At 59.3% G+C, this 23,345-nt stretch carries 17 protein-coding genes; 10 read left to right on the forward strand and 7 right to left on the reverse strand.

Annotated elements, in window-relative coordinates; genetic code table 11:
* Window positions 1-77: 77 nt before the first annotated feature.
* Genes NF676_RS02360 through secB form a run of 3 tightly spaced genes read left to right on the forward strand, consistent with a single transcriptional unit; the run spans window position 78 to window position 1,290 of the window.
* Window positions 78-491: a rhodanese-like domain-containing protein gene (locus NF676_RS02360; protein ID WP_016772116.1), complete on the forward strand. Its 414-nt coding sequence runs from the start codon at window positions 78-80 to the stop codon at window positions 489-491.
* A gap of 1 nt (window position 492) precedes the next feature.
* The gene (gene grxC, locus NF676_RS02365; protein WP_016772115.1) at window positions 493-747 is read left to right on the forward strand and encodes a glutaredoxin 3; all 255 of its coding nucleotides are present in this window, start codon (window positions 493-495) and stop codon (window positions 745-747) included.
* Between the two features lie 57 nt (window positions 748-804).
* Complete coding sequence (secB, locus tag NF676_RS02370; protein ID WP_016772114.1) at window positions 805-1,290, forward strand: protein-export chaperone SecB; 486 nt, start codon at window positions 805-807, stop codon at window positions 1,288-1,290.
* Window positions 1,291-1,411: 121 nt separating this feature from the next.
* Here secB and NF676_RS02375 read toward each other — a convergent pair whose 3' ends face one another.
* A complete protein-coding gene (locus NF676_RS02375; RefSeq protein WP_016772113.1) occupies window positions 1,412-1,867 on the reverse strand; it encodes a tRNA (cytidine(34)-2'-O)-methyltransferase in 456 nt (151 codons plus the stop codon).
* Here NF676_RS02375 and NF676_RS02380 point away from each other — a divergent pair.
* The 4 genes from NF676_RS02380 (at window position 1,866) to NF676_RS02395 (ending at window position 9,788) form a co-directional block, all read left to right on the forward strand.
* Window positions 1,866-2,306, forward strand: coding sequence for a hypothetical protein (locus NF676_RS02380; protein WP_095181059.1), 441 nt, complete (start codon window positions 1,866-1,868; stop codon window positions 2,304-2,306). The genes NF676_RS02375 and NF676_RS02380 overlap by 2 nt on opposite strands.
* Window positions 2,307-2,492: 186 nt before the next feature.
* Entirely contained in the window at window positions 2,493-4,484 is a 1,992-nt protein-coding gene (locus NF676_RS02385; RefSeq protein WP_252887173.1) for a leucine-rich repeat domain-containing protein, read from the forward strand.
* 119 nt (window positions 4,485-4,603) lie between these two features.
* Window positions 4,604-7,069, forward strand: a complete 2,466-nt coding sequence (locus NF676_RS02390; protein ID WP_252887174.1) for a leucine-rich repeat domain-containing protein — start codon at window positions 4,604-4,606, stop codon at window positions 7,067-7,069.
* 247 nt (window positions 7,070-7,316) lie between these two features.
* Window positions 7,317-9,788, forward strand: coding sequence for a leucine-rich repeat domain-containing protein (locus NF676_RS02395; protein WP_252887175.1), 2,472 nt, complete (start codon window positions 7,317-7,319; stop codon window positions 9,786-9,788).
* Between the two features lie 610 nt (window positions 9,789-10,398).
* Here NF676_RS02395 and ntrC read toward each other — a convergent pair.
* The 5 genes from ntrC to glnA form a co-directional block, all read right to left on the reverse strand.
* Window positions 10,399-11,835 (reverse strand): nitrogen regulation protein NR(I), encoded by a 1,437-nt coding sequence (gene ntrC, locus NF676_RS02400; RefSeq protein ID WP_016772108.1) that lies wholly within the window; start codon window positions 11,833-11,835, stop codon window positions 10,399-10,401.
* Complete coding sequence (gene glnL, locus NF676_RS02405) at window positions 11,832-12,917, reverse strand: nitrogen regulation protein NR(II) (protein ID WP_024011230.1); 1,086 nt, start codon at window positions 12,915-12,917, stop codon at window positions 11,832-11,834. The genes ntrC and glnL overlap by 4 nt, the downstream gene beginning before the upstream one ends.
* Before the next feature lie 230 nt (window positions 12,918-13,147).
* Window positions 13,148-13,771 (reverse strand): DUF4124 domain-containing protein, encoded by a 624-nt coding sequence (locus NF676_RS02410; protein ID WP_252887176.1) that lies wholly within the window; start codon window positions 13,769-13,771, stop codon window positions 13,148-13,150.
* Window positions 13,768-14,280: a DUF4124 domain-containing protein gene (locus tag NF676_RS02415; protein WP_252887177.1), complete on the reverse strand. Its 513-nt coding sequence runs from the start codon at window positions 14,278-14,280 to the stop codon at window positions 13,768-13,770. Before NF676_RS02415 ends, NF676_RS02410 begins: the two co-directional genes overlap by 4 nt.
* A 329-nt stretch (window positions 14,281-14,609) precedes the next feature.
* Window positions 14,610-16,016 (reverse strand): type I glutamate--ammonia ligase, encoded by a 1,407-nt coding sequence (gene glnA, locus NF676_RS02420; protein ID WP_016772104.1) that lies wholly within the window; start codon window positions 16,014-16,016, stop codon window positions 14,610-14,612.
* A gap of 327 nt (window positions 16,017-16,343) precedes the next feature.
* Here glnA and thiI point away from each other — a divergent pair, with 327 nt between their 5' ends.
* Window positions 16,344-17,798, forward strand: coding sequence for a tRNA uracil 4-sulfurtransferase ThiI (gene thiI, locus NF676_RS02425; RefSeq protein WP_024011233.1), 1,455 nt, complete (start codon window positions 16,344-16,346; stop codon window positions 17,796-17,798).
* Between the two features lie 139 nt (window positions 17,799-17,937).
* On the forward strand, window positions 17,938-19,758 hold the full coding sequence (gene typA, locus NF676_RS02430; RefSeq protein ID WP_016772102.1) for a translational GTPase TypA: 1,821 nt from the start codon (window positions 17,938-17,940) through the stop codon (window positions 19,756-19,758).
* Window positions 19,759-19,974: 216 nt separating this feature from the next.
* Here typA and NF676_RS02435 read toward each other — a convergent pair whose 3' ends face one another.
* A complete protein-coding gene (locus tag NF676_RS02435; RefSeq protein ID WP_252887178.1) occupies window positions 19,975-20,412 on the reverse strand; it encodes a YkgJ family cysteine cluster protein in 438 nt (145 codons plus the stop codon).
* A gap of 259 nt (window positions 20,413-20,671) precedes the next feature.
* Here NF676_RS02435 and NF676_RS02440 point away from each other — a divergent pair, with 259 nt between their 5' ends.
* Window positions 20,672-23,122: a glycogen/starch/alpha-glucan phosphorylase gene (locus NF676_RS02440; protein ID WP_041477535.1), complete on the forward strand. Its 2,451-nt coding sequence runs from the start codon at window positions 20,672-20,674 to the stop codon at window positions 23,120-23,122.
* Window positions 23,123-23,345: the final 223 nt, after the last annotated feature.

Consider the following 23,345-nt stretch of genomic DNA (forward strand, 5'->3'; position numbering starts at 1 on the left):
CACCGCCGGACGGGGTTTGGCCGACCATAGTGGCTGTGTATACTGGCCGACATTTTAACGCCCTGGAACCTCCTTCGATGGTTGCTCACCTGATTGAATTTGCCACTAACCACTACATTCTTGTCGGTATCTTCGTCGTACTTCTGGCTCTGTTGCTGGCGCACACGATGCAGGGCGGCGGCAAGAGCCTGAGCACCGGCGAACTGACCGCACTGGTCAATAAAGACGCAGGCGTGGTGGTGGACATCCGTCCGGCCAAGGATTATGCCGCTGGCCACATCGTCGGCGCGGTGAACATCCCGCAAGACAAACTGGCCGCCCGCGTCGGGGAGCTGGAAAAGCACAAGGCCAAGACCATCATTCTGGTCGACGCCCTCGGTCAGACCGCCGGCACCCACGCCCGCGAGCTGATGAAGTCCGGCTTCACCGCCGCCAAGCTGTCCGGCGGGATTTCCAGCTGGAAAGGCGACAACCTGCCGCTGGTGAAATGACATGAGTGAAGTCATCGTCTATTCCAGCGATTACTGCCCTTACTGCTCGCGCGCCAAGCATCTGCTCGCCAGCAAAGGCGTGGCCTTCGAAGAGATCAAGGTCGATGGCAAGCCGCAGCTGCGTGCCGAAATGACCAAAAAGGCCGGGCGCACGTCCGTGCCGCAAATCTGGATCGGCGCAAAGCACATCGGCGGTTGCGATGATTTATACGCCCTGGAGCGCGCCGGCAAACTCGACGCGCTGCTCAAGGGCTGAACGGCTGCACCCACGTACAGCACTCCCTAAAAGACCCAAGATCGATAAGGATCTGAGATGACTGACCAACAGAACACTGCAGCCAGCGAAGAAGAAACCGCACCGCAATTCTCCTTGCAGCGCATCTACGTACGCGACCTGTCCTTCGAAGCCCCGAAAAGCCCGGCAATCTTCCGCCAGCAGTGGGATCCGGCGGTCGGTCTGGATCTGAACACCCGCCAGAAAGCGCTGGAAGGCGATTTCTACGAAGTGGTGCTGACCCTTTCCGTTACCGTGAAAAACGGCGAAGAAGTGGCCTTCATCGCTGAAGTGCAACAGGCCGGTATCTTCCTGATCAAAAATCTGGACGCGGCTTCGATGAGCCACACCCTCGGTGCATTCTGCCCGAACATCCTGTTCCCGTACGCCCGCGAAACCCTGGACAGCCTGGTCACCCGCGGTTCGTTCCCGGCGCTGATGCTGGCCCCCGTGAACTTCGACGCCCTGTACGCGCAAGAGCTGCAGCGCATGCAGGAAAGCGGCGAGACCCCGACCGTTCAGTAAGACGGTTCAGTAATACCCATGTGGGAGCGAGCCTGCTCGCGAAAGCGGTCTGTCAGACACATCAATGTTGACTGACACTCCGTAATCGCGAGCAGGCTCGCTCCCACATTTGCTTGCGGCGTTACTTGAAGTCGTTCTGCCGCCACGCTTCGTACACGGCGACCGCCACGGTGTTGGACAGGTTCAGGCTGCGGCAGCCTTCGCGCATCGGCAGGCGCAGGCGCTGTTCGGCGGGCAGGGCGTCGAGCACGTCCGCCGGCAGGCCACGGCTTTCCGGGCCGAACAGAAACGCGTCGCCGGGCACGAACGCGGCATCATGGAACGGCCGCGAGCCCTTGGTGGTGAAGGCGAACACGCGCGGGTTACCCAGACTTTCCAGACAGCTGGCGAGGTCAGCGTGACGCTGCAACGTGGCATATTCGTGGTAGTCGAGACCGGCACGGCGCAGGCGCTTGTCGTCCATCTCGAAACCCAGTGGTTCGATCAAATGCAGGTGGCAGCCACTGTTGGCGCACAGCCTGATAACGTTGCCGGTGTTCGGCGGAATTTCTGGTTGAAAAAGGATGACGTGAAACATGCACGGCTCCGAAGGTAAAGATGAGCGGCATTCTACGCCGCCTGTGGACAACCGTTCGAAACTATTCCCGCGAGTCATCGGCTCGCTGGCGATTGTCGGCTTGATGATCGGCTTGATGATCGGCCGTCTGACCACGCCCGATCCAAGCGTGCTGGAGCGTGTCGAGGTCACCGATGGTGGCCTGGTGGTGTGGTTCAACAACGAGCCGAAACTGCACGGCGAGATCATCGATGGCACCGTCGCGCTGCTGTTTCAGGCCGAAGGTCGGGCGCAGAAGGGCCAGCTCAGGCTCAACGGCAAGGACGTCAACTGGCGCACGCGCAAAAGCGATGGAGGGTTATTGCTGACGGTGCTGGCAGCGCGCCCGTTGCAGGGCGACTGGGTTGGCAGCGAGGTCGATGATCGTTGGCGGCTGGAGATCCGCTTGAGCGAGCCCTAGGGGCAAGTCCTCATCACTGGGCGCGCTCCGACACTGTTTGAGGTCGTTTCCCACTGCGGCCGTCTCCCTTTCCCATCTCCGTCCGATGCTCGTCCACGCTATCGTTTGCCCCTTCAAACGGCAGGATGCCGAAACCCGTTGTCCCCTTGCTCGACAGCATGGGGCGTCTTTTTCAAGGATGAAAACATGCCAGTAAAACCCCCTCGCGGTGGCGGTACCCACGTGGACGGTCCGGGCAGCCCGCATCGGGCTGCGGACGCCGACACTTCGCTTTACGGCCACTCGGGTCGCACAGGCGTCGATGTGAATTTTGCTCAGCACCATTTGCTGCCGCGCGCCGAATCATCCAGTGACGCGACCCTGGATGCCATACCCCCTGCCGCGGCCGTTGTGGTGCGCGCACTCGCAGAAGGTATTCGCCCTCCCACCACCCAGCCTTCGCTGGACAATTACGTCACCAACGCCCGAGCGATACTTCCACAGGTCAACAGTGAGGGTTTGCGGGTGATCAGTCGGCGAACCTACGCAGACCTGGTCAACGGCGACCTGGTGCCTGTCGCAGTGGATCCTGCGACGGGTCTGTATCGAGCCCGGCGGCCAAGCGAGTTGCTCCCATCCGGCCCGGTGATGCTGCGCGATGTGGGCAGCGGACTTTGGTATGCGCGTGAAGTCGCGGAACCAACTACCCGGGAGCAGATCCGCAAGTACCTGCCCGACACGACCGACGAGGACGCGGATGCCTTCATCGCCCGGTTCGATGACAAGGACGTGGCAGAGCTTGAGCTCAAGCATATTCAGCTTGGGCTGGCGCAATTGGACTCGACGCGTTTTGACCTGCCGATCAGTCGAGGTCGCATTTCATCGGACAAGGAGTTACATGAGGCGCGGAATATATGGGCGACGTTTCGCCAGTTGTACCGATGGCAAGGTCAGCCCGAACAGCGCGTCTACCGTGACGGGCGGCATGTGGGCTTCAAGCTGGAAATCGATCTGACGATATGGCCAGTTCAAAAACCGCTTTCCTTGAAATTCAGCTCAGTGATTTCTCTGACTTTAAGAGGCCGTGGCCGGCTGGACCCGGACGTGTTTTGCGCACAGTTTCCCAATCTTGAAAGTCTGACCATTACCAGTCAGGCAATCGAAGTGGAAGGGCGGTTTCAAGGATGGAACGTGATCGAACGGGCTTATTCGAAATTCAGGCTGGATTCGCGCTTTGCCGAGCAATTGAAAAGATTCCCGCGTTTGCAAAGGCTGCACCTGCAGGACTGTGAACTAACGTCTGACTTTTCCGTACGAGGCCTTGCCAGGCTAAACGAGCTATGGCTTTGCAACACATTCGAGGCCCCGGTGAACAGCCTGGACATGCAGATGCGGCATCAGGAGCAAGTCACCTTTTTGCAAGTGGCAGCTGATATCAGAGGGATGACTGAACTGCGGGTGCTGGATCTGAGCCGCACCGGAATACACCTGCTGCCTTCCGGACTTGATGCCATCGACGTGGCGTCGACGCTGGAAGTGTTGAGACTGGGGGGCAATCCGCTTTCGACCAGCCCCTCACTCGAACACATGACCGCACTGCAGGAGCTGGATCTTTCCAATACACGATTGCAAAGATTTCCCGAGGGCATTACCGACAGGATTCCCGCAAGAGAACTGAATCTTGCGGACAATCACATCAGGTCGATCCCCGAATCCGTGGAGCTCAGAGCGGGCTTCAATCTCATCGGCAATCCGATAATGGACCCGGCCTCTTTACGGCGGTTGATACGAGCACGGGTAGAGACAGGCACCGATATCTGGCTTGGGCAGGAAAGCAGCGATGTAACTGCCGATCTCTGGCTACGCAATGTGCCACAGGAACAGATAGTGGAAAAACAAGCGCTGTGGGACAGGCATAACGCCGCAATGCCACTGGCAGTGACCGGCATTCTTCGTCGACTGAGTCGAACGCCCGAGTTTCACGTGGAGCGCCCGCTTCTGCAGCGGCGCGTGTGGTGGTTTCTGGAAATGTATGACAGCACCGAAGTCAACGAGCGGGCCAGGCTCGACGCCATTCTTTATACGGAAACGAGTCCCGGGAGGATGCTGGACAGGTTGGAGAATGAAATCCGCAACTATGACGGAGGGCGACAGAGTCAGCCGCTGCACCCTTTGCCCAAGCGTCCCAGGTTCGAGTAACTCGCAGGAGTACGCAGTGCCGATGCAAAAGCGGCAAACCTCGGCCCGTCTGTAACAGCAATGCCACCCCCCCATCGTCTCTGGGATAAATGCCAGGGACGACTTTCAAGGATGAAAACATGCCAGTAAAACCACCCCGCAGTGGCAGCACCCGCGTGGACACGGATGTTCACCCGGCCATGACCCGACGTCTGGACAAGGATTTCGCACTGGTGCGCACTCCCGATCTCAATGGCACCGCCCCCTGGGTTCGCGGCGATGATCTGAAGCTGCGGGGCAGCTTGCCGGGCGATGTTGTCGGCGCGGACAGGACCTTGCCGACGCCGATGGTCGAGGTTCGCTCTGCGCCGCACACCAATCCAAGTCCTCCCGTCATCGCCAGGTCGCTGGACAGTTACGCAATGCGATCACCGGCCGGACTGCCGGCAGCTGACGGTGACGGCTTCAGGCTGTACAAAAAACGTCAGTATGTGGATGTGTCTGGCGGCGGCATCGTTCTGGTAGGGGTGGATCCGGACAGCGGATTTTATCGCGCTCGACTCCCCAGCGAGTTGCTGCCCACCGGTCCATGGATGTTGCGGGATAGCCGCAGCGGCCTCTGGCATCCGCACAACGACTTCAACGCACGCACCGATCCTCTGACCGTTGCGGGTTTGCAGGGATTTCGCAGCGGGCTGGATCTCAGCGGCGTCGCCCCCGGCAGCGACGGCGTGGTACGTCACGCTGGCAAGCTCTACGTGGTCATTGATCAACAGGCGTATCAGGTTTTGCAGGATCTTGCTGCGTCTCGCCCGGAATACAAGGTCTGGCGTCTGGTTGATCCCAGTCATCCCGGCGCCACCGACAGCGCAAACATTTATCGCGCCAGCCTCGGCGGTGAGACGCTGGCCATTACCCGGAACGAGCGCAATACCTGGGTTTCCATCCTTCCTGGTTTACGCGGGGGCATGCAGCGCAATGAGGCTGCAGGTGCCAATCCGTTCAACTTTCATCGCCCCTGGCTCACTGACTCCGGCCCTTCACGGGGGCAAGCGGTGGTCGCAGACGCGACCACGCGGGCGCAGGTAAAACGCTATTTCGCCGACTCCACCGATCAGCATGCCGATGATTTCATTGCCCGATTTACTGAGGCAGGTGCGGCTGAGGTGGAGCTCAAACGGCTACAGCTTGAGTTTCCTCAACTCAACCGTGAGGTCACTGCGTGGGAGACTGCCTACAGGGGTGACAGCAGTGCCGAGCGCATTCGGCGACTGGCAATAGGTGCCAGCGTGCGTCGATTGTTCAAGTGGCAGGGCGACAGTTCGGAAAAAGTCTACCGGGATGGCCGGCTGATCGGCTTCAGGTTGAAACTGGATTTGGGCGCGCGGGGGAATTTCGCCCTTCCGGTTTTTTCGACTCGACTCGGATCTGTTGTGTCTCTTGGCCTGGAGGGACGCACCTCTAGGAATCTGGGAGATCTGTTGTCGATGTTCCCGCGCATGGACACCTTGCAAACACGCAGAATCGACGGCCAGAAATTGCTTGCCCAACTCGACAAGCTCCCACAGTTGAGAGTCCTGGAAATTCGTGAAAGCAGTCTGTTGCTGTCGTCGACAGGCCTCGACCACTTCGCCACATTGACCGGGCTGGAAGAGTTGAGCCTGATCAACTGTGGTATCTGGCCCGATCTTTCAGTGCGAGGGATGACCGGGTTACGGGTATTGCGCGCACGTTCCTGTGGCTTGCTCCGTCTGCCTTTCGGATTGGATGAGGTGGCCGTGGCGTCACGGTTGCAGGTGCTTGATCTGTACCACAATCCCGAACTGCGACATCCGCCTGATGTGACCCAGATGTCCGAATTGCGAGTATTGGATCTGTCCCATACCCGCATATCCGCGCCGCCACCCGGGCTTGGCATGCAGAACGGTCCTTCGCGACTCCAGGTCTTGAATTTATCCAGCACCCCACTCGCTGTGGCGCCGTCGCTCAGCGCAATGTCGGCATTGCTGGAGGTTGACCTGAGCCATACCGCGATAAAAACTTTCCCGGACGGCGTGAACTCCGAGGTTCCCCGAGCACGTCTGGATCTGAGTTATACCCGGATCGAATCAATCCCCGAAGCTGTTGAACTCAGGGAAGGTTTCAACCTTACCGGCACGTTGATTTCCGATCCTGTCTACTTTCGGCGGTTGATTGCTGCACGTCGGCAAACAGGTACGGACATCTGGTTGGGACGAGCTTCGAGCCATCTGGTCATAGACCACTGGATGCACAATGTTCCACAGGCGCAACGCGCCGCCCGGATTTCCCTCTGGGACTCGTTAATCGATCCGACGAATGTTGCCATGATGGGCAAAATCAGAGAGCTGGTCCGCACGCCTGAGTTTCAGGTTGAGCGGCCGCTTCTGCAGCGTCGGGTCTGGGCGTTTCTGGAACATTTCCAAAAGGCGAGTCTTGGTGAGCAAGACGCTTTGCGGGACATCGCGATAACGGAGTCCAGTCCCGGAAAAATGCTGGAAAGGCTCGAAGAGGAAATGACGAAGTTCGACTCAACCTGGCAGCACCAGCCCCCGCATCATTTGCCCAAGCGGCCGCGGCTTGCATAGGGGGGTGCAAACCGCAGGCGGCACGATGCCGGCATCATCACCCCTGCACAAAAGCGCAGGCTGATGACGTTCGGCCTGCCCTGCCATTCCCACATTTGCTAGCGTCATTTCCCACCGGAGCCGTCTGTTTTTCCGCTGCGCGTCAACGTTAACGCAGGCTATCGTTGGTCTTCCCAGCTAACCGGCAGGATGCCGACCCCCCCGCCTGAGCATGAATGGCGGGGCGACTTTTCAAGGATGAAAAAACATGTCAGTAAAACCACCTCGCGGGGGCAGCACCCACGTTGATACGGATGTCCACACGTTCCCGAAGCGAAGCTCGGACAAGGATTTCACAGCGGCGGATATGCCCGTCCGCGATGGCACGGTCCCCTGGGCTGGTCTCGATGATCTGATGTCGCTTAGCACCAAACCTGGCGACGACGCAGGCCCGAATACGATCCTGCCGGCGCCGGTGGTCGAGGTTCGCCCGGCACCGGAGGTTGCTGCCATCTCTCCTGTGATACACCGGTCGCTGGAGACTTACCGGATAACATCAACCACCGAATTGCCTGACGCTGATGGCGAAGGCTTCAGGTTGTACAAAAATCGCCGTTATGTTGACGTCCCTGGCAGTGGCCTCGTTCTCGTCGCAGTTGATCCGGATACGGGATGGTATCGCGCTCGACATCCCGGCGAGTTGTACCCTTGCGGCCCATGGATGTTGCGCGATAGCGAAAGCGGCATCTGGCATCCGCACAGCGACTTCAGCACCCGCACCAACCCCCTGACCGCCCAAAGCCTGGATGGCTTTCATGCCGGGCTGGATGTCAGTGGCGCACAATCGGGCAGCGACGGCGTGATACGTCACGATGGCAAACTCTATGTGGTCATCCATGAGCAGGCGTATCAGGTGATGCAGGATCTGGATGCCTCCCGCCCGGAATACAGGGTTTGGCGCCTGGTCAAACCCAACGATCCCGTCGCTGCCGACAGCGTGAACATTTACCGCGCCAGCCTGGGCGGTGAAACCCTGGCGATCACCCGCAGCGAGCAGAACACCTGGGTTTGCATCCTCACAGGTTTGCGCGGCGGGATGGACGGAGCTGCTCAAGTACCTGCCAACCCGTTCAACTTTCACCGCCCCTGGCTCACCGGCGCAGGTCCCTCTGGGGGACAGCCGCCGGTTCTGGTTGCGACTACACGGGCACTGGTCAGACGCTATTTTGCTGATGCGACGGATCAACATGCCGATGATTTCATCGCAAGGTATGGGGAAGCGGGTGTGGCAGAAGTCGAACTCAAGCGGCTTGAGCTGGAGTTTCCTCGATTGAACCGTGAGATCACTGCCTGGGAGACGGGTTACAAAGGCCAGGACATTGCCGAACGCAGGCGCCGGCTGGCAATAGGGGCCAACGTGCGTCGGTTGTTCAAATGGCAGGGAGAGCATTCGGAAAAAGTCTACCGCGACGGGCGGCTGGTCGGTTTCAAGCTGGAGCTCGACCTGGGAAGTCGGCGCAATCTGGCGCTACCGGGTTGTTCCGTTCCGCTCAGATCCGTCGTATCTCTAGGCCTGGAAGGAAGTCCTTCGAAAAGTCTGGGAAAATTGTTCTCGATGCTTTCCCACATTGAAACCCTCGAAATCCGCAGATTCAATGGCAAGTGTCATGAACTGTTGGCCGAAATCGATAAACTCCCGGCGTTGAAAGTCCTGACGATGCAGGAAGCCAGACTATGGCTCCCGTCGGACGGCCTTGAGCATTTCACGCGATTGACCCGTTTGCGGGAGTTGAGCCTGACGCACTGCAGTATCTGGCCGCTTTTTTCAGTGCGTGGCATGAGCGAGTTGCGGGTCTTGCGCGCACGTTCCTGTGGTTTGAGTCGTCCCCCTGTCGGGCTGGATCAATGGCCCGTGGCGTCACGGTTGGAGGTGCCTGACCTGTACCATAATCCCGATTTGACAGAAGCACCTGATGTGACTCGCATGTCCGGATTGCGAGAGTTGAATCTGGCCAATACGTTCATAACCTCGCCGCCGCCCGGGCTTGGTTTGCAGAACGGTCCGTCGCGGCTGGAGATATTGAATTTGTCGGAAAGTCGGCTGGCTGTGGCGCCCTCACTGCGGGAAATGACGGCGTTGCGGGAAGTCGATCTCCACCGAACTCGTATAAGAGAATTCCCGGATGGTGTGACATCCGATATTCCCAGAACACGTTTGAATCTGGCCTATACCGCGATCAGAGCCATTCCCGAAACCATTGAGCTGAGAAAAGGGTTTGACCTGACTGGCAGTCCGATTGCCGACCCCGCTTCTCTTCGACGATTGATAGCTGCACGTCGGCAGACGGGTACCGATCTGTGGCTTGGGAGAATCGAGGCTGATTTGGCGGACAGTCCATGGCTGCACCATGTCCCCCAAACGCAACGCGCTGAAAAGTCTGCCCTGTGGGATTCATTTGTCCTTCAAGCGAACCCCGCAATGATCAAACAACTCAGAAATCTGGTGCGTACGCCGGAATTTCAGGTTGAGCGTCTGCTTTTGCAGCGCCGGTTCTGGTCGTTTATTGAAAGCTTCCAAAAGGCCAGCGTAGGTGAGCAAGAAAGTTTGCTGAACATTGCGTCTACTGAACCCAGCCCGGGGAAAATGCTGGACAGGCTGGAGGAGGAAGTAAGGAGGTTTGACCCGACATGGCAAAACCAGCCCCCACATCATGTGCCCGAGCGCCCCAGGTTCGAATAGGGGCGGGACGCATTGCGGTGTAAAAGCGGGAATCCCTGACCTGCCTGTATCAGGGTTCCCAAAAGCATGGGCTTCGCTTGCAGCGTCAGCCCGGTGTAAAGAGGGAACCCCCGGCCTGCCTGTACCAAGGATCCCAAAACGGTGGGCTCGCTGCTTTGCGCTGCGAGCCCGGTGTAAAGAGGGGAATCCCCGGCCTGCCTGTACCAAGGTCCCCGAAACGGGTGGTGAATCGAATCACCTGAGATAGATATTGCAGGCGGCGTGCCAGGTTTTGATTTGCTGTAACAAAAAATGCTTCGAAAACGCGAAAGCCCCGGAATACGGGGCTTTCGCTTATTTCAAGTCTGGGTTTTTCGGCACTTTCAGATGCGGGGGTGGCGATACGGCTCTGCGCGATCACGGGTCATCGTGCATTGATGCGGTGCACGGTGGCCCTCACCCTGACCCTCTCCCAAGGGAGAGGGGACTGACCGAGTTGCCCGGTCAAGTTACGCCGACCTGAGATACCGAGCCGAACCCAGGCCTCGAAACCACCCGAGATTGCTCCCTTCTCCCGGGAGAGGGCTGGGGTGAGGGGGATCGATCCTGAGTACACAGCAACCCTTAAGCGTTAACCCTCTTCCCCCTCATCATCATCCCCACCATCAACCTTCATCCCCAGTTCCTTGATCTTGCGCGTCAGGGTGTTCCGCCCCCAACCCAACAGCACCGCCGCATCACGCCGACGTCCTGCGGTGTGCTTCAGTGCCGTCTCGATCATGATCCGCTCGAACGCCGGCACTGCGCTGTCGAGCAGGCTCGACTGGCCACGGGCCAGGGCCTGATCGGCCCATTGGCGCAGGGCCTGTTCCCAGTTGGTCACTGGCGCCGAATCCTGTGGCAGGTTGAGCAGTTCCGGCGGCAGGTCACTGATGTGCACTTCGCGACCGGAGGCCATGACGGTGATCCAGCGACAGGTGTTCTCCAACTGGCGCACGTTACCTGGCCACGGCAGGTTTTTCAGGTATTCCTCGGTCTCGCTTTTCAGCAGCTTGGGCTCGACTGCCAGTTCCTGCGCGGCGCGGCTGAGGAAGTGCCGGGCCAGGGTTGGAATGTCTTCACGACGATCCGACAGGCGCGGGATGTGGATGCGGATCACGTTCAGGCGGTGAAACAAGTCCTCGCGGAACTTGCCGGCGTGGACGAGGGTTTCCAGATTCTGGTGTGTCGCAGCGATGATGCGCACATCGACCTTGACCGGCACATGGCCGCCGACGCGGTAGAACTCGCCATCGGCCAGCACGCGCAACAGACGCGTCTGGGTGTCCGCCGGCATGTCGCCGATTTCATCGAGAAACAGCGTGCCGCCGTCCGCCTGTTCAAAACGACCGCGACGCAGGTTTGCCGCGCCGGTGAACGCGCCTTTCTCGTGGCCGAACAATTCCGATTCCATCAGATCCTTGGGGATCGCCGCCATGTTCAGGGCAATGAACGGCGAGGCCGCGCGTGGGCTGTGGCGGTGCAGGGCGTGGGCCACCAGTTCTTTACCGGTACCGGATTCGCCGTTGATCAGCACGGTGATGTTGGAGTGGCTCAGGCGCCCGATGGCGCGAAACACTTCCTGCATCGCCGGCGCTTCGCCGATGATTTCCGGGGTGCGGGTCAGCGCCGGCACAACCTCCAGGCCTTGCTGTTCCTGCGCATGCTGGTTGGCGCGTTTGACCAGCGATACCGCCTCATCGACGTCGAATGGCTTGGGCAGGTACTCGAAAGCACCGCCCTGATAGGAGGCGACAGCGCTGTCCAGATCGGAGTGAGCGGTCATGATGATGACCGGCAGCCGTGGGTGCTGTTCGCGAATCCGCGCCAGCAGATCCAGGCCACTGGCGCCCGGCATGCGGATATCGGAAATGATCACGTCCGGCTGCTGCCGGGCGAGACGACTCATCACGCCATCGGCGCTGTCGAAGCTCTGGGTGGTCATGCCTTCCTGCTGCAAGGCTTTTTCCAGGACCCAACGGATAGAACGGTCGTCATCGACGATCCACACGGTTTCACTACGGCTCATGTCGATGTGGCTCCTTGTTCCAGTGGCAGGAAGATCGAGAAGGTGGTGTGGCCTGGATGGCTCTCACACTCGATCAGGCCCTGGTGCTGACTGATGATGTTCTGGGTAATGGCCAGGCCCAGCCCGGTACCGTCCGGGCGGCCGCTGACCATGGGAAAGAAAATGGTTTCCTGCAGTTCCGCCGGAATGCCGGGACCGTTGTCGATGATCTCGATCTTGGTCACCAGACGATGGCGGATGTGGCCGATGGTGAACTGGCGCATGGCGCGGGTGCGCAGGCTGATGCGGCCCAGGCGCAGCTCGTTCTGGCTGCTGATGGCCTGCATCGCATTGCGCACGATGTTCAGCACCGCCTGAATCATTTGCTCGCGGTCGATCAATACGTCGGGAATGCTCGGGTCGTAATCACGCACCAGGGTGATGCAGCCCTGGCTTTCGGCTTCGACCAGATGGCAGACGCGTTCGAGCACTTCGTGGACGTTGCACATGGCCAGCGACGGCAGTTTGTTCGAGCCGAGCATGCGATCGACCAGATTGCGCAGGCGGTCGGCCTCTTCGATGATCACATTGGTGTAATCGCGCAGGCTTTCCTCCGGCAGTTCGCGGGCGAGCAATTGCGCTGCGCCCCGGATGCCGCCGAGGGGGTTCTTGATCTCATGGGCGAGGCCGCGCACCAGCATCTTGCTGGTTTCCTGCTTGGACAGCTGCGCCTCTTCCTTGGTGATGCGCAACAGGCGATCACGCGGGTGCACTTCAAGCAAAAGCAAAGTCTCGCCGTTGCTGAGGATTGGCGTGACCGCGTAATCCACGGTCAGCGTCTGGCCGGTGAGGGCGGTGAGCATCGCTTCACGCTTGGTGAACGGGTGCGCCTGCTCGACCGCCTGACGCAGGGAATTGAGCGCCTCGGGGGATTCGGTGAACAGCTCGCTGATGAACTGGCCGTGGCTGCGCTGACCGCTGACGGCCAACAGCATCTCCGCCGCCGGGTTCATGTACTCCAGGCGCAATTCGGCGTCGAGCAGGATGGTCGCCGTGGTCAGGTTGTCGAGCAGCAAACGGTGAATAGCGTCGCTTATGGTCATCTGGACCCCTTTTGGAGCAAGGCGTGCGCGAGAACAAAGCGCTGATGTCGGGAAAATGCAAAAACCAAACCAAGGCTCCGAAAAGAAGCGTTTAACCCCTGAAACAGGCGTTTGACGCGCGTTTGTATGGCACGAAGCCAGCTCAAACGGGAAGTTTCGAACCAAAATGGGTTGGGTTGTGGGCGAGATGCAGTTTAGTGCACCAATAGAGTGCGCGCGGCTGGCGGAGGTTAAAAGAAGCGCAGGAATGGATTTTTCGGCTCTTCAGGTTTGTCCTTGAGCGGACATTCCGGGCGCACGCCATAGTCGTCGGCAACGCAGGGTTTGACCTGACGTTTCTGCGCGAGGGAAATGCGCAGCATGTGGAACGGCTGATTGGCGGTGCGTTCCACGGTACGCCCGGCGGCGTCGAGGATTTCGATCGAAAGGCTGTGGCTGCCGCGATCGATATTGCTCAGCGCAAATACCGGGCTGACGCCGGGCTCGCCAGTGGCCTTGCCATCCAGCAGCAGGCGATAACGATGGCCGCTTTGCAGGCCGGGCTCGCTGGTGACGCTGACGATCAGCTCGCCGGCGCTGCTGCGCAGAGTGGCATCGGGCTCCGGGATCAGAATGCGCAGCATGTCGTAGTGAAAGGGCGCTGGTTCGGCGGATTTTTTCGCTGTGGTGATCGGCGCTGCGGTGTTGGCAGGGACAGCCATGCGATTGCTCGTCGCGATCGGCACTCGCTTGGCGTTGGCGCGTGGCTGGTCGGTATAGACGCGGTTGCCCTGCGCGTCGACATAGGTAAAGACCTCCGCCAAGGTGTACGTCGACATCAGCGCCAGAATGAGTGCCAGCCCCGCGCGGATCATGGCGTATGCACCCGTTGCACGGTGAAGACGGCTGGCGGGCTCTGCTGAACGACGCTTTGGCCGTCGATCACTTGCACGGCCAGGCGATGCTCGCCGCGATCGATGTTGACCAGTTGCAGAACCGGCACGTTGCTCGGCTGGCCATAGGGCTCGTCGTCCAGCACCAGTCTCAGTTGATGCGGCGATTGCAGGCGCGGTTTGATCAGGACGTTGACCGTGAAGGTGCCGTTGTTGGCGCGCAGCGCCTCGTCAGTGGGCAGGCCGGCGAGTTCGAGGATTTCATAGGCGTTGCGCGGTGGTTGCGGTTGTTCTGCGGTGGGTGCTTGCGGCGCACTCGGTGCTTGCGGCTCGACCCGATTGAGTGGCGGCAACTCGACCGGTTGCGCCTGCACGCCGTCCGGCGGCTGATTGCTGTACGCCGTGTTGCCGTTGGCGTCGGTGTACTTGTAGATCTGCGCGGCGGCGGGCAGGGCGATCAGCAGCAGAATGTAGAGAAGCGTGCGACCCATGAAATCGACCGGGGTTGGAAACTGTGGGTAGCAGCATAGGACAGGTGGGGCGGTTGGCCAAAACCGTTAATAACTGGAATTGAAAAGACTGGTAGCCAAAACACGGATCGTTCCCATGCTCTGCGTGGGAATGCCTCCTGGGACGCTCCGCGTCCAGTGACGCGGAGCGTCACGGGCTGCATTCCCACGCGGAGCGTGGGAATGATCAATGACCCACCGCTTTCGCGAGCAGGCTCGCTCCCACATGGAAAATGCGTTGCGCCGGGCAATAAAAAAGGCCTCCCGAAGGAGGCCTCTTGTGTCACGCCGCTTTACGCAGCGCTACCGGATCAGCAGCTGTAGTACAGCTCATATTCCAGTGGGTGTACGAAGGTGCGAACCTTGATTTCTTCTTCCGATTTCAGCGCGATGTAAGCGTCGATGAAGTCGTCGGAGAACACGCCGCCCTTGGTCAGGAACGCGCGGCCCTTGTCCAGCTCTTCCAGGGCTTCTTTCAGGCTGCCGCAAACCTGTGGAATCTCTTTCGCCTCTTCAGGCGGCAGGTCGTACAGGTTCTTGTCGGCGGCATCGCCTGGGTGGATCTTGTTCTGGATACCGTCCAGACCGGCCATCAGCAGAGCTGCGAAAGCCAGGTACGGGTTGGCAGCCGGATCCGGGAAGCGTGCTTCGATACGGCGGGCTTTCGGGCTCGACACGTAAGGAATACGGATCGAAGCGGAACGGTTGCGAGCCGAGTAGGCCAGCATTACCGGAGCTTCGAAGCCTGGCACCAGACGCTTGTAGGAGTTGGTCGCCGGGTTGGTGAAGCCGTTCAGGGCCTTACCGTGCTTGATGATGCCGCCGATGAAGTACAGAGCGGTATCGGACAGGCCGGCATAGCCTTCACCTGCGAAGGTGTTCTTGCCGTCTTTCCAGATCGACATGTGTACGTGCATGCCCGAACCGTTGTCGCCGTACAGTGGCTTCGGCATGAAGGTCGCGGTGCGGCCGTAAGCGTCGGCAACGTTGTGCACAACGTATTTCAGGGTCTGAACTTCGTCAGCCTTCTTCACCAGGGTGTTGAACTTGACGCCGATTTCGTTCTGGCCGGCAGTTGCCACTTCGTGGTGGTGAACTTCAACCGACTGACCCATTTCTTCCAGTGCGTTGCACATGGCAGTACGGATTTCGTGGTCGTGGTCGAACGGTGGAACCGGGAAGTAGCCGCCTTTCACGCCTGGACGGTGACCCTTGTTGCCACCTTCGATGTCCTGGTCGGACATCCACGAACCTTGCTCGGAGTAGATCTTGAACATCGAGCCGGAGATGTCCGACTTGAATTTGACCGAGTCAAAGATGAAGAACTCAGGCTCCGGACCGGCGAATACGGTGTCACCGATACCGGTGGCTTTCAGGTGCTCTTCGGCGCGCTTGGCGATCGCACGTGGGTCGCGATCGTAGCCCTGCATGCTCGAAGGCTCGATGATGTCGCACACCAGAATCAGGGTTGGGTCTTCGGTGAACGGATCGAGCACGGCAGTTTCGTCGACCGGCATCAGGATCATGTCGGAGGCTTCGATGCCTTTCCAGCCGGAGATGGAGGAACCGTCGAACATCTTGCCGACTTCGAAGAAGTCGTCATCCAGCGCATCGCGAGCCGGCATGGTCACGTGGTGCTGAGTGCCTTTGGTGTCCGTGAAGCGCAGATCAATCCACTTGACGTCATGATCTTTGATGAGTTGAACCGACTTCGACATAGTGTCCTCCGGGTGAATTAGGGCGGGTAGTGGATGCCCTTAATAATGGTGATGCCGGCGCGAATACTCTGCCAAGGCAACCTGCCTCACAAGGGAGCAAATTGCATGCCAGTGCCCCAGCATGGGTTTTTTGCCCCAAATTCACGCTTATTAAGGCGTGCGAGGTACTGAATCGACAAATCCCGCCCCTTAATGTTGCGTTTAAATTCAGAAATGACCTGTTTTGGTGCAAGCAAAACCTTCTGCACATTAACTGGTTAAACCTTGAGCAATTTCCGCTATAATCCGCGCCCCCCTTTTTCGGCTGGCCGTTCGCGCGCTGTTTTCATGAAACTTATCGTAAAAGTCTTCCCCGAGATCACCATCAAAAGCCGACCTGTCCGGACGAAATTCATCCGCCAGTTGGCCAAGAACATCCGCACCGTGCTCCGTGACCTGGACCCGGCCGTGGTGGTGAACGGCGTGTGGGACAATCTCGAGCTGGAAACCCGCGTTACCGACCCCAAAGCCTTGAAAGAGATGGGCGAGCGCCTGACCTGCATGCCGGGTATCGCGCATTTTCTGCAGATCGACGAGTACCCGCTGGGCGACTTCGACGACATCACCGAAAAGTGCAAACAGCACTACGGCGATGCACTGGCCGGGAAGATTTTCTCGGTGCGCTGCAAGCGCGCAGGCAAGCATGCCTTCAGCTCGATGGACGTGGAAAAATACGTCGGCAGCAAGCTGCGTCGCGAGTGCGGTGCGGCCGGAATCGACCTTAAAGCACCGCAAATCGAAGTCCGTATCGAGGTTCGCGACAAACGGTTGTTCGTGATTCACAGCCAGCACAACGGCATCGGCGGCTACCCGCTCGGCGCGTTGGAGCAGACGCTGGTATTGATGTCCGGCGGCTTCGATTCGACCGTGGCGGCTTACCAGATCATGCGTCGCGGCCTGATGGCGCACTTCTGCTTCTTTAATCTCGGCGGGCGTGCCCACGAATTGGGCGTGATGGAAGTCGCGCACTTCATCTGGAAGAAGTACGGCAGCTCGCAACGCGTGCTATTTGTCAGTGTGCCGTTCGAGGAAGTGCTGGGCGAAATTCTCGGCAAAGTCGATAACAGTCATATGGGCGTGGTTTTGAAGCGTATGATGTTGCGCGCCTCGTCCGAGATCGCCGAACGCCTGCACATCGATGCACTGGTGACCGGTGAAGCGATCTCCCAGGTGTCGAGCCAGACGCTGCCGAACCTGTCGGTGATCGACTGCGTGACCGACAAACTGGTGCTGCGGCCGCTGATCGTCGCGCACAAGCAGGACATCATCGACACCGCCAACGAGATCGGCACCGCCGATTTCGCCCGGCACATGCCGGAATACTGCGGCGTGATTTCGGTCAACCCCAAGACCGCCGCCAAGCGTGGCCGGGTTGAGCACGAAGAGAAAGAATTCGACATGGCGGTACTCGAGCGCGCGCTCGCCAACGCCAAACTGGTGCCGATCGATCGGGTAATCGACGAGTTGGGCCAGGATTTGCAAATTGAAGAAGTCAGCGAAGCGCTGGCCGGTCAGATCGTCATCGACATCCGCCACCCGGATGCCGCCGAGGATGACCCGCTGGAGCTCGCCGGCATAGAGGTACAGACGATGCCGTTCTATGCAGTGAACGCACGTTTCAAGGAACTGGACCCTACTCGCCAGTACCTGCTGTATTGCGACAAAGGCGTGATGAGTCGCCTGCATGCCCACCATTTGCTCAGTGAGGGGCATGCCAATGTGCGCGTTTATCGACCGAGCTAAGTGCCCGGGGCTGTTTGCCTGTGGCCTGCGTCACCGGCCCCCCGACACCGCCGTCAAGCTGTAACGGCCATGCCGGACACTACTGCTAATCGCTGCCATGACTTGTCAGCAAACCGAATCCTCTGATCGAGATACACAAGTGATCGAAAATCTACGCAACATCGCCATCATTGCCCACGTTGACCACGGTAAAACCACCCTGGTAGACAAACTTCTGCGTCAATCCGGCACCCTGGAGCGCAACGAGCTCAACGACGAGCGCGTGATGGACTCCAACGACCAGGAAAAAGAGCGCGGTATTACCATTCTGGCGAAGAACACCGCCATCAACTGGAACGGCTACCACATCAACATCGTGGACACCCCGGGCCACGCCGACTTCGGCGGCGAAGTTGAACGCGTAATGTCGATGGTCGACTCCGTTCTGCTGCTGGTTGACGCTCAAGACGGCCCTATGCCGCAAACCCGTTTCGTGACCAAGAAGGCTTTCGAAGCCGGCCTGCGTCCAATCGTGGTCATCAACAAGGTTGACCGTCCAGGCGCGCGTCCGGACTGGGTTCTGGACCAGATCTTCGACCTGTTCGACAACCTCGGTGCTACCGAAGAACAACTGGACTTCCAGGTTGTTTACGCTTCGGCCCTGAACGGTATTGCCGGTCTGGACCACACCGCCATGGCGGAAGACATGACTCCGCTGTACCAGGCAGTAGTCGACCACGTTCCGCCTCCGGCCGTTGACCGTGACGGTCCGTTCCAGATGCAGATCTCCGCTCTGGACTACAACAGCTTCCTGGGTGTTATCGGTGTTGGCCGTATCGCTCGTGGTCGCGTCAAGCCGAACACCCCGGTTGTCGCTATCAGCGCCGACGGCAAGCGTCGCAACGGTCGTATCCTGAAGCTGATGGGTCACCACGGTCTGCACCGCATTGACGTTGACGAAGCAGCAGCCGGCGACATCGTCTGCATCAGCGGCTTCGACGAGCTGTTCATCTCCGACACTCTGTGCGATATCAACACCGTCGAGGCGATGAAGCCGCTGACCGTTGACGAGCCAACCGTGTCCATGACCTTCCAGGTAAACGACTCGCCATTCTGCGGTAAAGAAGGCAAGTTCGTGACCTCCCGTAACATCAAGGATCGTCTGGACAAAGAGCTGCTGTACAACGTTGCACTGCGCGTTGAAGAAGGCGACTCGGCTGACAAGTTCAAGGTTTCCGGCCGTGGTGAGCTGCACCTCTCGGTACTGATCGAAACTATGCGTCGCGAAGGCTTCGAGCTGGCCCTGGGCCGCCCTGAAGTGATCATCCGTGAAGTCGACGGCGTGAAGCAGGAACCGTTCGAAAACGTCACCATCGACATCCCTGAAGAATCCCAGGGCAAGGTCATGGAAGAGATGGGTCTGCGTAAGGGCGACCTGAGCAACATGGTGCCGGATGGCAAGGGCCGTGTTCGTCTGGAATACAACATCCCTGCTCGCGGTCTGATCGGTTTCCGTAACCAGTTCCTGACCCTGACCAACGGTGCTGGCATCCTGACCTCGATCTTCGACCGTTACGCTCCAGTGAAGTCGGGCCACATGTCCGGCCGTCAGAACGGCGTTCTAGTTTCGGTTGAAACCGGCAAGGCTCTGACCTACTCGCTGGAAACCCTGCAGGCCCGTGGCAAGCTGTTCGTAGAACACGGCCAGGAGATCTACAACGGTCAGATCGTTGGTCAGAACAGCCGCGACAACGACCTGGGTGTCAACCCAACCAAAGGCAAGAAGCTCGACAACATGCGTGCTTCGGGTAAAGACGAAACCATCGCTCTGGTTCCACCTGTTCGCTTCACCCTGGAACAGGCTCTGGAATACATCCAGGAAGACGAGCTGTGCGAAGTCACTCCTAAGTCGATCCGTCTTCGCAAGAAGATCCTCGACGAAAGCGAGCGTACCCGCGCTGCGAAGAAAGCCAAGGCGTAATTCAGCCCTGGAATAGAAAACGCCCCCGGTCGCGAGACCGGGGGCGTTTTTGTTTGTCTGGCGTTTATGCAGTGTTTGCACTGGCCCTTTCGCGAGCAGGCTCGCTCCCACAGTGGGATTTCGGGTGCACACAAAATCCGTGTTCACTGATCTCTATTGTGGGAGCGAGCCTGCTCGCGAAAGCGGCCGATCAGCCGCCGAAAACTTCCCCAGCGATCAAAATTTGTCGATGGCCCGGAAATTCTGCACCCGCTCGACTTCTTTCGGCTTATAAGCGCAATACCCCGGCCGCGGGCCGATCTTCGGATGGTTGCGGCAGGTGTCCGGGCGCTTGTCATAAATGGTGCACAGGCGGCTTTTACGATCGAGGTAATAGCAGTCGTTGTTGCTCATGCGCTGCAGGGTGAAGATCCCCGACTTCTGATTGAAGCGCTCGACCAGGCCTTCCTTTTGCAGACGCTTGGCGATGTTCTTTGGCGGATCGCCCAGTTCGAACTCGTCGACGACGCCGATGCGCACCAGATCCTTGATCTTCACTTCGACCGGCAGCGTGCAGCAGCTGGACATGCACGAGCCGCACATCGGCGCCGAGTATTTGGCCCACGTATCGAGACGATCAATCTCGGCGGCGGCGATCAGGTTGGGCTTCATCATCGGGAGTTACCAGGTGTGTATGCATCAGGGCGCGCGATCATACCGGGAGCGGTGGAATTTTGAACAACCTTTCGCCGGATATTTTCGCAACGACTGCAATTTGCCCGACAGGACGGCACGGCCCCTGCATTCATTGGTTCATCCGCCAGGGTTATGTCGCACTGGCGCACGGTCCGGGCAAATACTGCCGAACCAGAGCCGTTACCGCCGGTCAGACCGTCTAGGCTCAGAAAATTCCCGCTCGCTCGAGGTCCTGTTGATGACTCAAGAACCACTAGTTCGCGAAGCAGAGGTGGCCGCGTTCCGCGACGCCGTCCTGACCAAACTCACCTACGCCGTGGGCAAAGACCCCGATCATGCCTTCGACCATGACTGGTTCGAAGCCATCGCCCTGGCTGCGCGTGATCACATGGTCGAACACTGGATGGACCACACCCGACAGATCTATCGCAAAGGCCAGAAGCGGGTTTATTACCTCTCGCTGGAATTTCTCATCGGCCGTTTGCTCTACGACAGCCTGAGCAACCTCGGCCTGCTCGACGTCGCCCGTGAAGCGTTGACCGAACTGGGCGTCGATCTGGAGCGCATTCGTCTGCTGGAGCCCGACGCGGCGCTCGGTAACGGCGGCCTCGGTCGGCTCGCGGCGTGTTTCATGGAAAGCATGTCGACCCTCGGCATCGCCGGCCATGGCTATGGCATTCGTTATGAGCATGGCTTGTTCCGTCAGGCGATCGTCGATGGCTGGCAACAGGAGCAGACCGAACACTGGCTGGATTTCGGCAACCCTTGGGAATTCGAACGGCCGGAAGTGGCGTACCCGATCGGCTTCGGCGGCAGCGTCGAAACCGTCACCGATGCCTCCGGCAAGACTCGTCAGGTCTGGTCGCCGGCGGAAACCGTGCGCGCAATTGCTTATGACACGCCCGTGGTCGGCTGGCGCGGAGCGAGCGTCAACACTCTGCGCCTGTGGCGTGCCCGCGCCATGGAAGACCTGCACCTGGAACGCTTCAACGCCGGTGACCACCTGGGCGCCGTGGCGGAAGTGGCTCGCGCCGAAAGTATCTCCCGCGTCCTTTATCCGGCCGACAGCACCGAAGCCGGGCAAGAACTGCGCCTGCGTCAGGAATACTTCTTCGTCGCCGCCTCGCTGCAGGATCTGCTGCGCCGTCACCGCAACATGCACACCTCGGTGCTGACCCTCGGTGATCACGCGGCGATCCAGCTCAACGACACTCACCCGTCAATCGCCGTGGCAGAACTGATGCGCCAACTGGTCGACGTCTACGACGTCGCGTGGGACGCAGCATGGCAAGTCACCGTCGACACGCTGTCGTACACCAACCACACGCTGCTGCCGGAAGCGCTGGAAACCTGGCCGGTCGGGCTGATGGAACGCATGCTGCCACGGCACATGCAGATCATTTACCTGATCAACGCGCAGCACATCGATTCGCTGCGGGCCAAGGGCATTCACGACTTCGACGTGTTGCGCGCGGTGTCGCTGATCGAAGAAGACAACGGCCGCCGGGTGCGCATGGGCAACCTCGCGTTCCTCGGTTCCCACAGCGTAAACGGCGTGTCCGGTCTGCATACGCAGTTGATGCGCAAAACCGTATTCGCCGAACTGCACAAGCTCTACCCGGAGCGGATCAACAACAAAACCAACGGCATCACCTTCCGCCGCTGGCTGTATCAGGCCAACCCGGAACTGACCTCGATGCTGATCGACGCTCTCGGCCCGGATGTGCTCGACCATCCCGAAGAGCGCCTGCTCGAACTTGAACCGTTCGCCGAGAAAACCGCGTTCCGCAAAGCCTTCGCCGAGCAGCGTTTGCACAGCAAGAAGGCGCTGGCCTATCTGATTCACGAGCGCCTCGGGATCGCGGTCAACCCGGCGGCGATGTTCGACGTGCAGGTCAAACGTATCCACGAATACAAGCGTCAGTTGCTCAACCTGATGCACACCGTGGCGTTGTACCAAGCGATTCGTGCCGAGCCGGAAGTCGACTGGGTGCCACGGGTCAAGATCTTCGCCGGTAAAGCGGCGGCGAGTTATCACCAGGCCAAGCTGATCATCAAGCTGACCAATGACATTGCTCGGGTGGTGAACAACGACCCGACCGTGCGTGGTCTGCTGAAAGTGGTGTTCCTGCCCAACTACAACGTCAGCCTGGCCGAAAGCATCATTCCGGCGGCGGATTTGTCCGAGCAGATTTCCACCGCCGGTTTCGAGGCGTCGGGCACCAGTAACATGAAGTTCGGCCTCAACGGCGCGCTGACCATCGGCACCCTCGACGGTGCCAACGTGGAAATGTGCGAGCGCATCGGTGCCGAGCACATGTTCATCTTCGGCCTCAGTGCGCAACAGGTTGAAGCGCGCAAGCAGAACCACGAGTTCAGCGCTGTACCCGACATCGCCGCCTCCCATCGTTTGAACGATGTGCTGCAAGCGATTCGCAGCGGTGTGTTTTCGCCGGACGATACCTCGCGTTATACCGGCCTGATCGACTCGTTGATCGACTATGACCGCTTCCTGGTCTGCGCCGACTTCGACTCCTACTGGGAAGCGCAGAAGCGTGTCGATGCGCACTGGCACGACTCGCAGAACTGGTGGCGTTCGGCGGTGCTCAATACCTCGCGGATGGGCTGGTTCTCTTCCGACCGGACGATTCGCGAGTACGCCACGGATATCTGGAAAGCGCTGGAGTAACTTTCCCCGACAAATCTGCGCAAGGCCCAACGTTTGTTGGGCCGGATCGATATACTGAGCGCCGGTTTAAAGGCATCAATTACCGCCGTACCCTGTGGGAGCGAGCCTGCTCGCGAAGCGATCGTCGACTTAAACAGAAATGTTGGCTGACAATCCGCCTTCGCGAGCAGGCTCGCTCCCACACGGTTTGTGCCTAGACTGAAGCCATCGCCGGACTCGCCCC

It is taken from the genome of Pseudomonas siliginis, from assembly GCF_024072275.1.
Classification (GTDB): Bacteria; Pseudomonadota; Gammaproteobacteria; order Pseudomonadales; family Pseudomonadaceae; genus Aquipseudomonas; species Aquipseudomonas siliginis.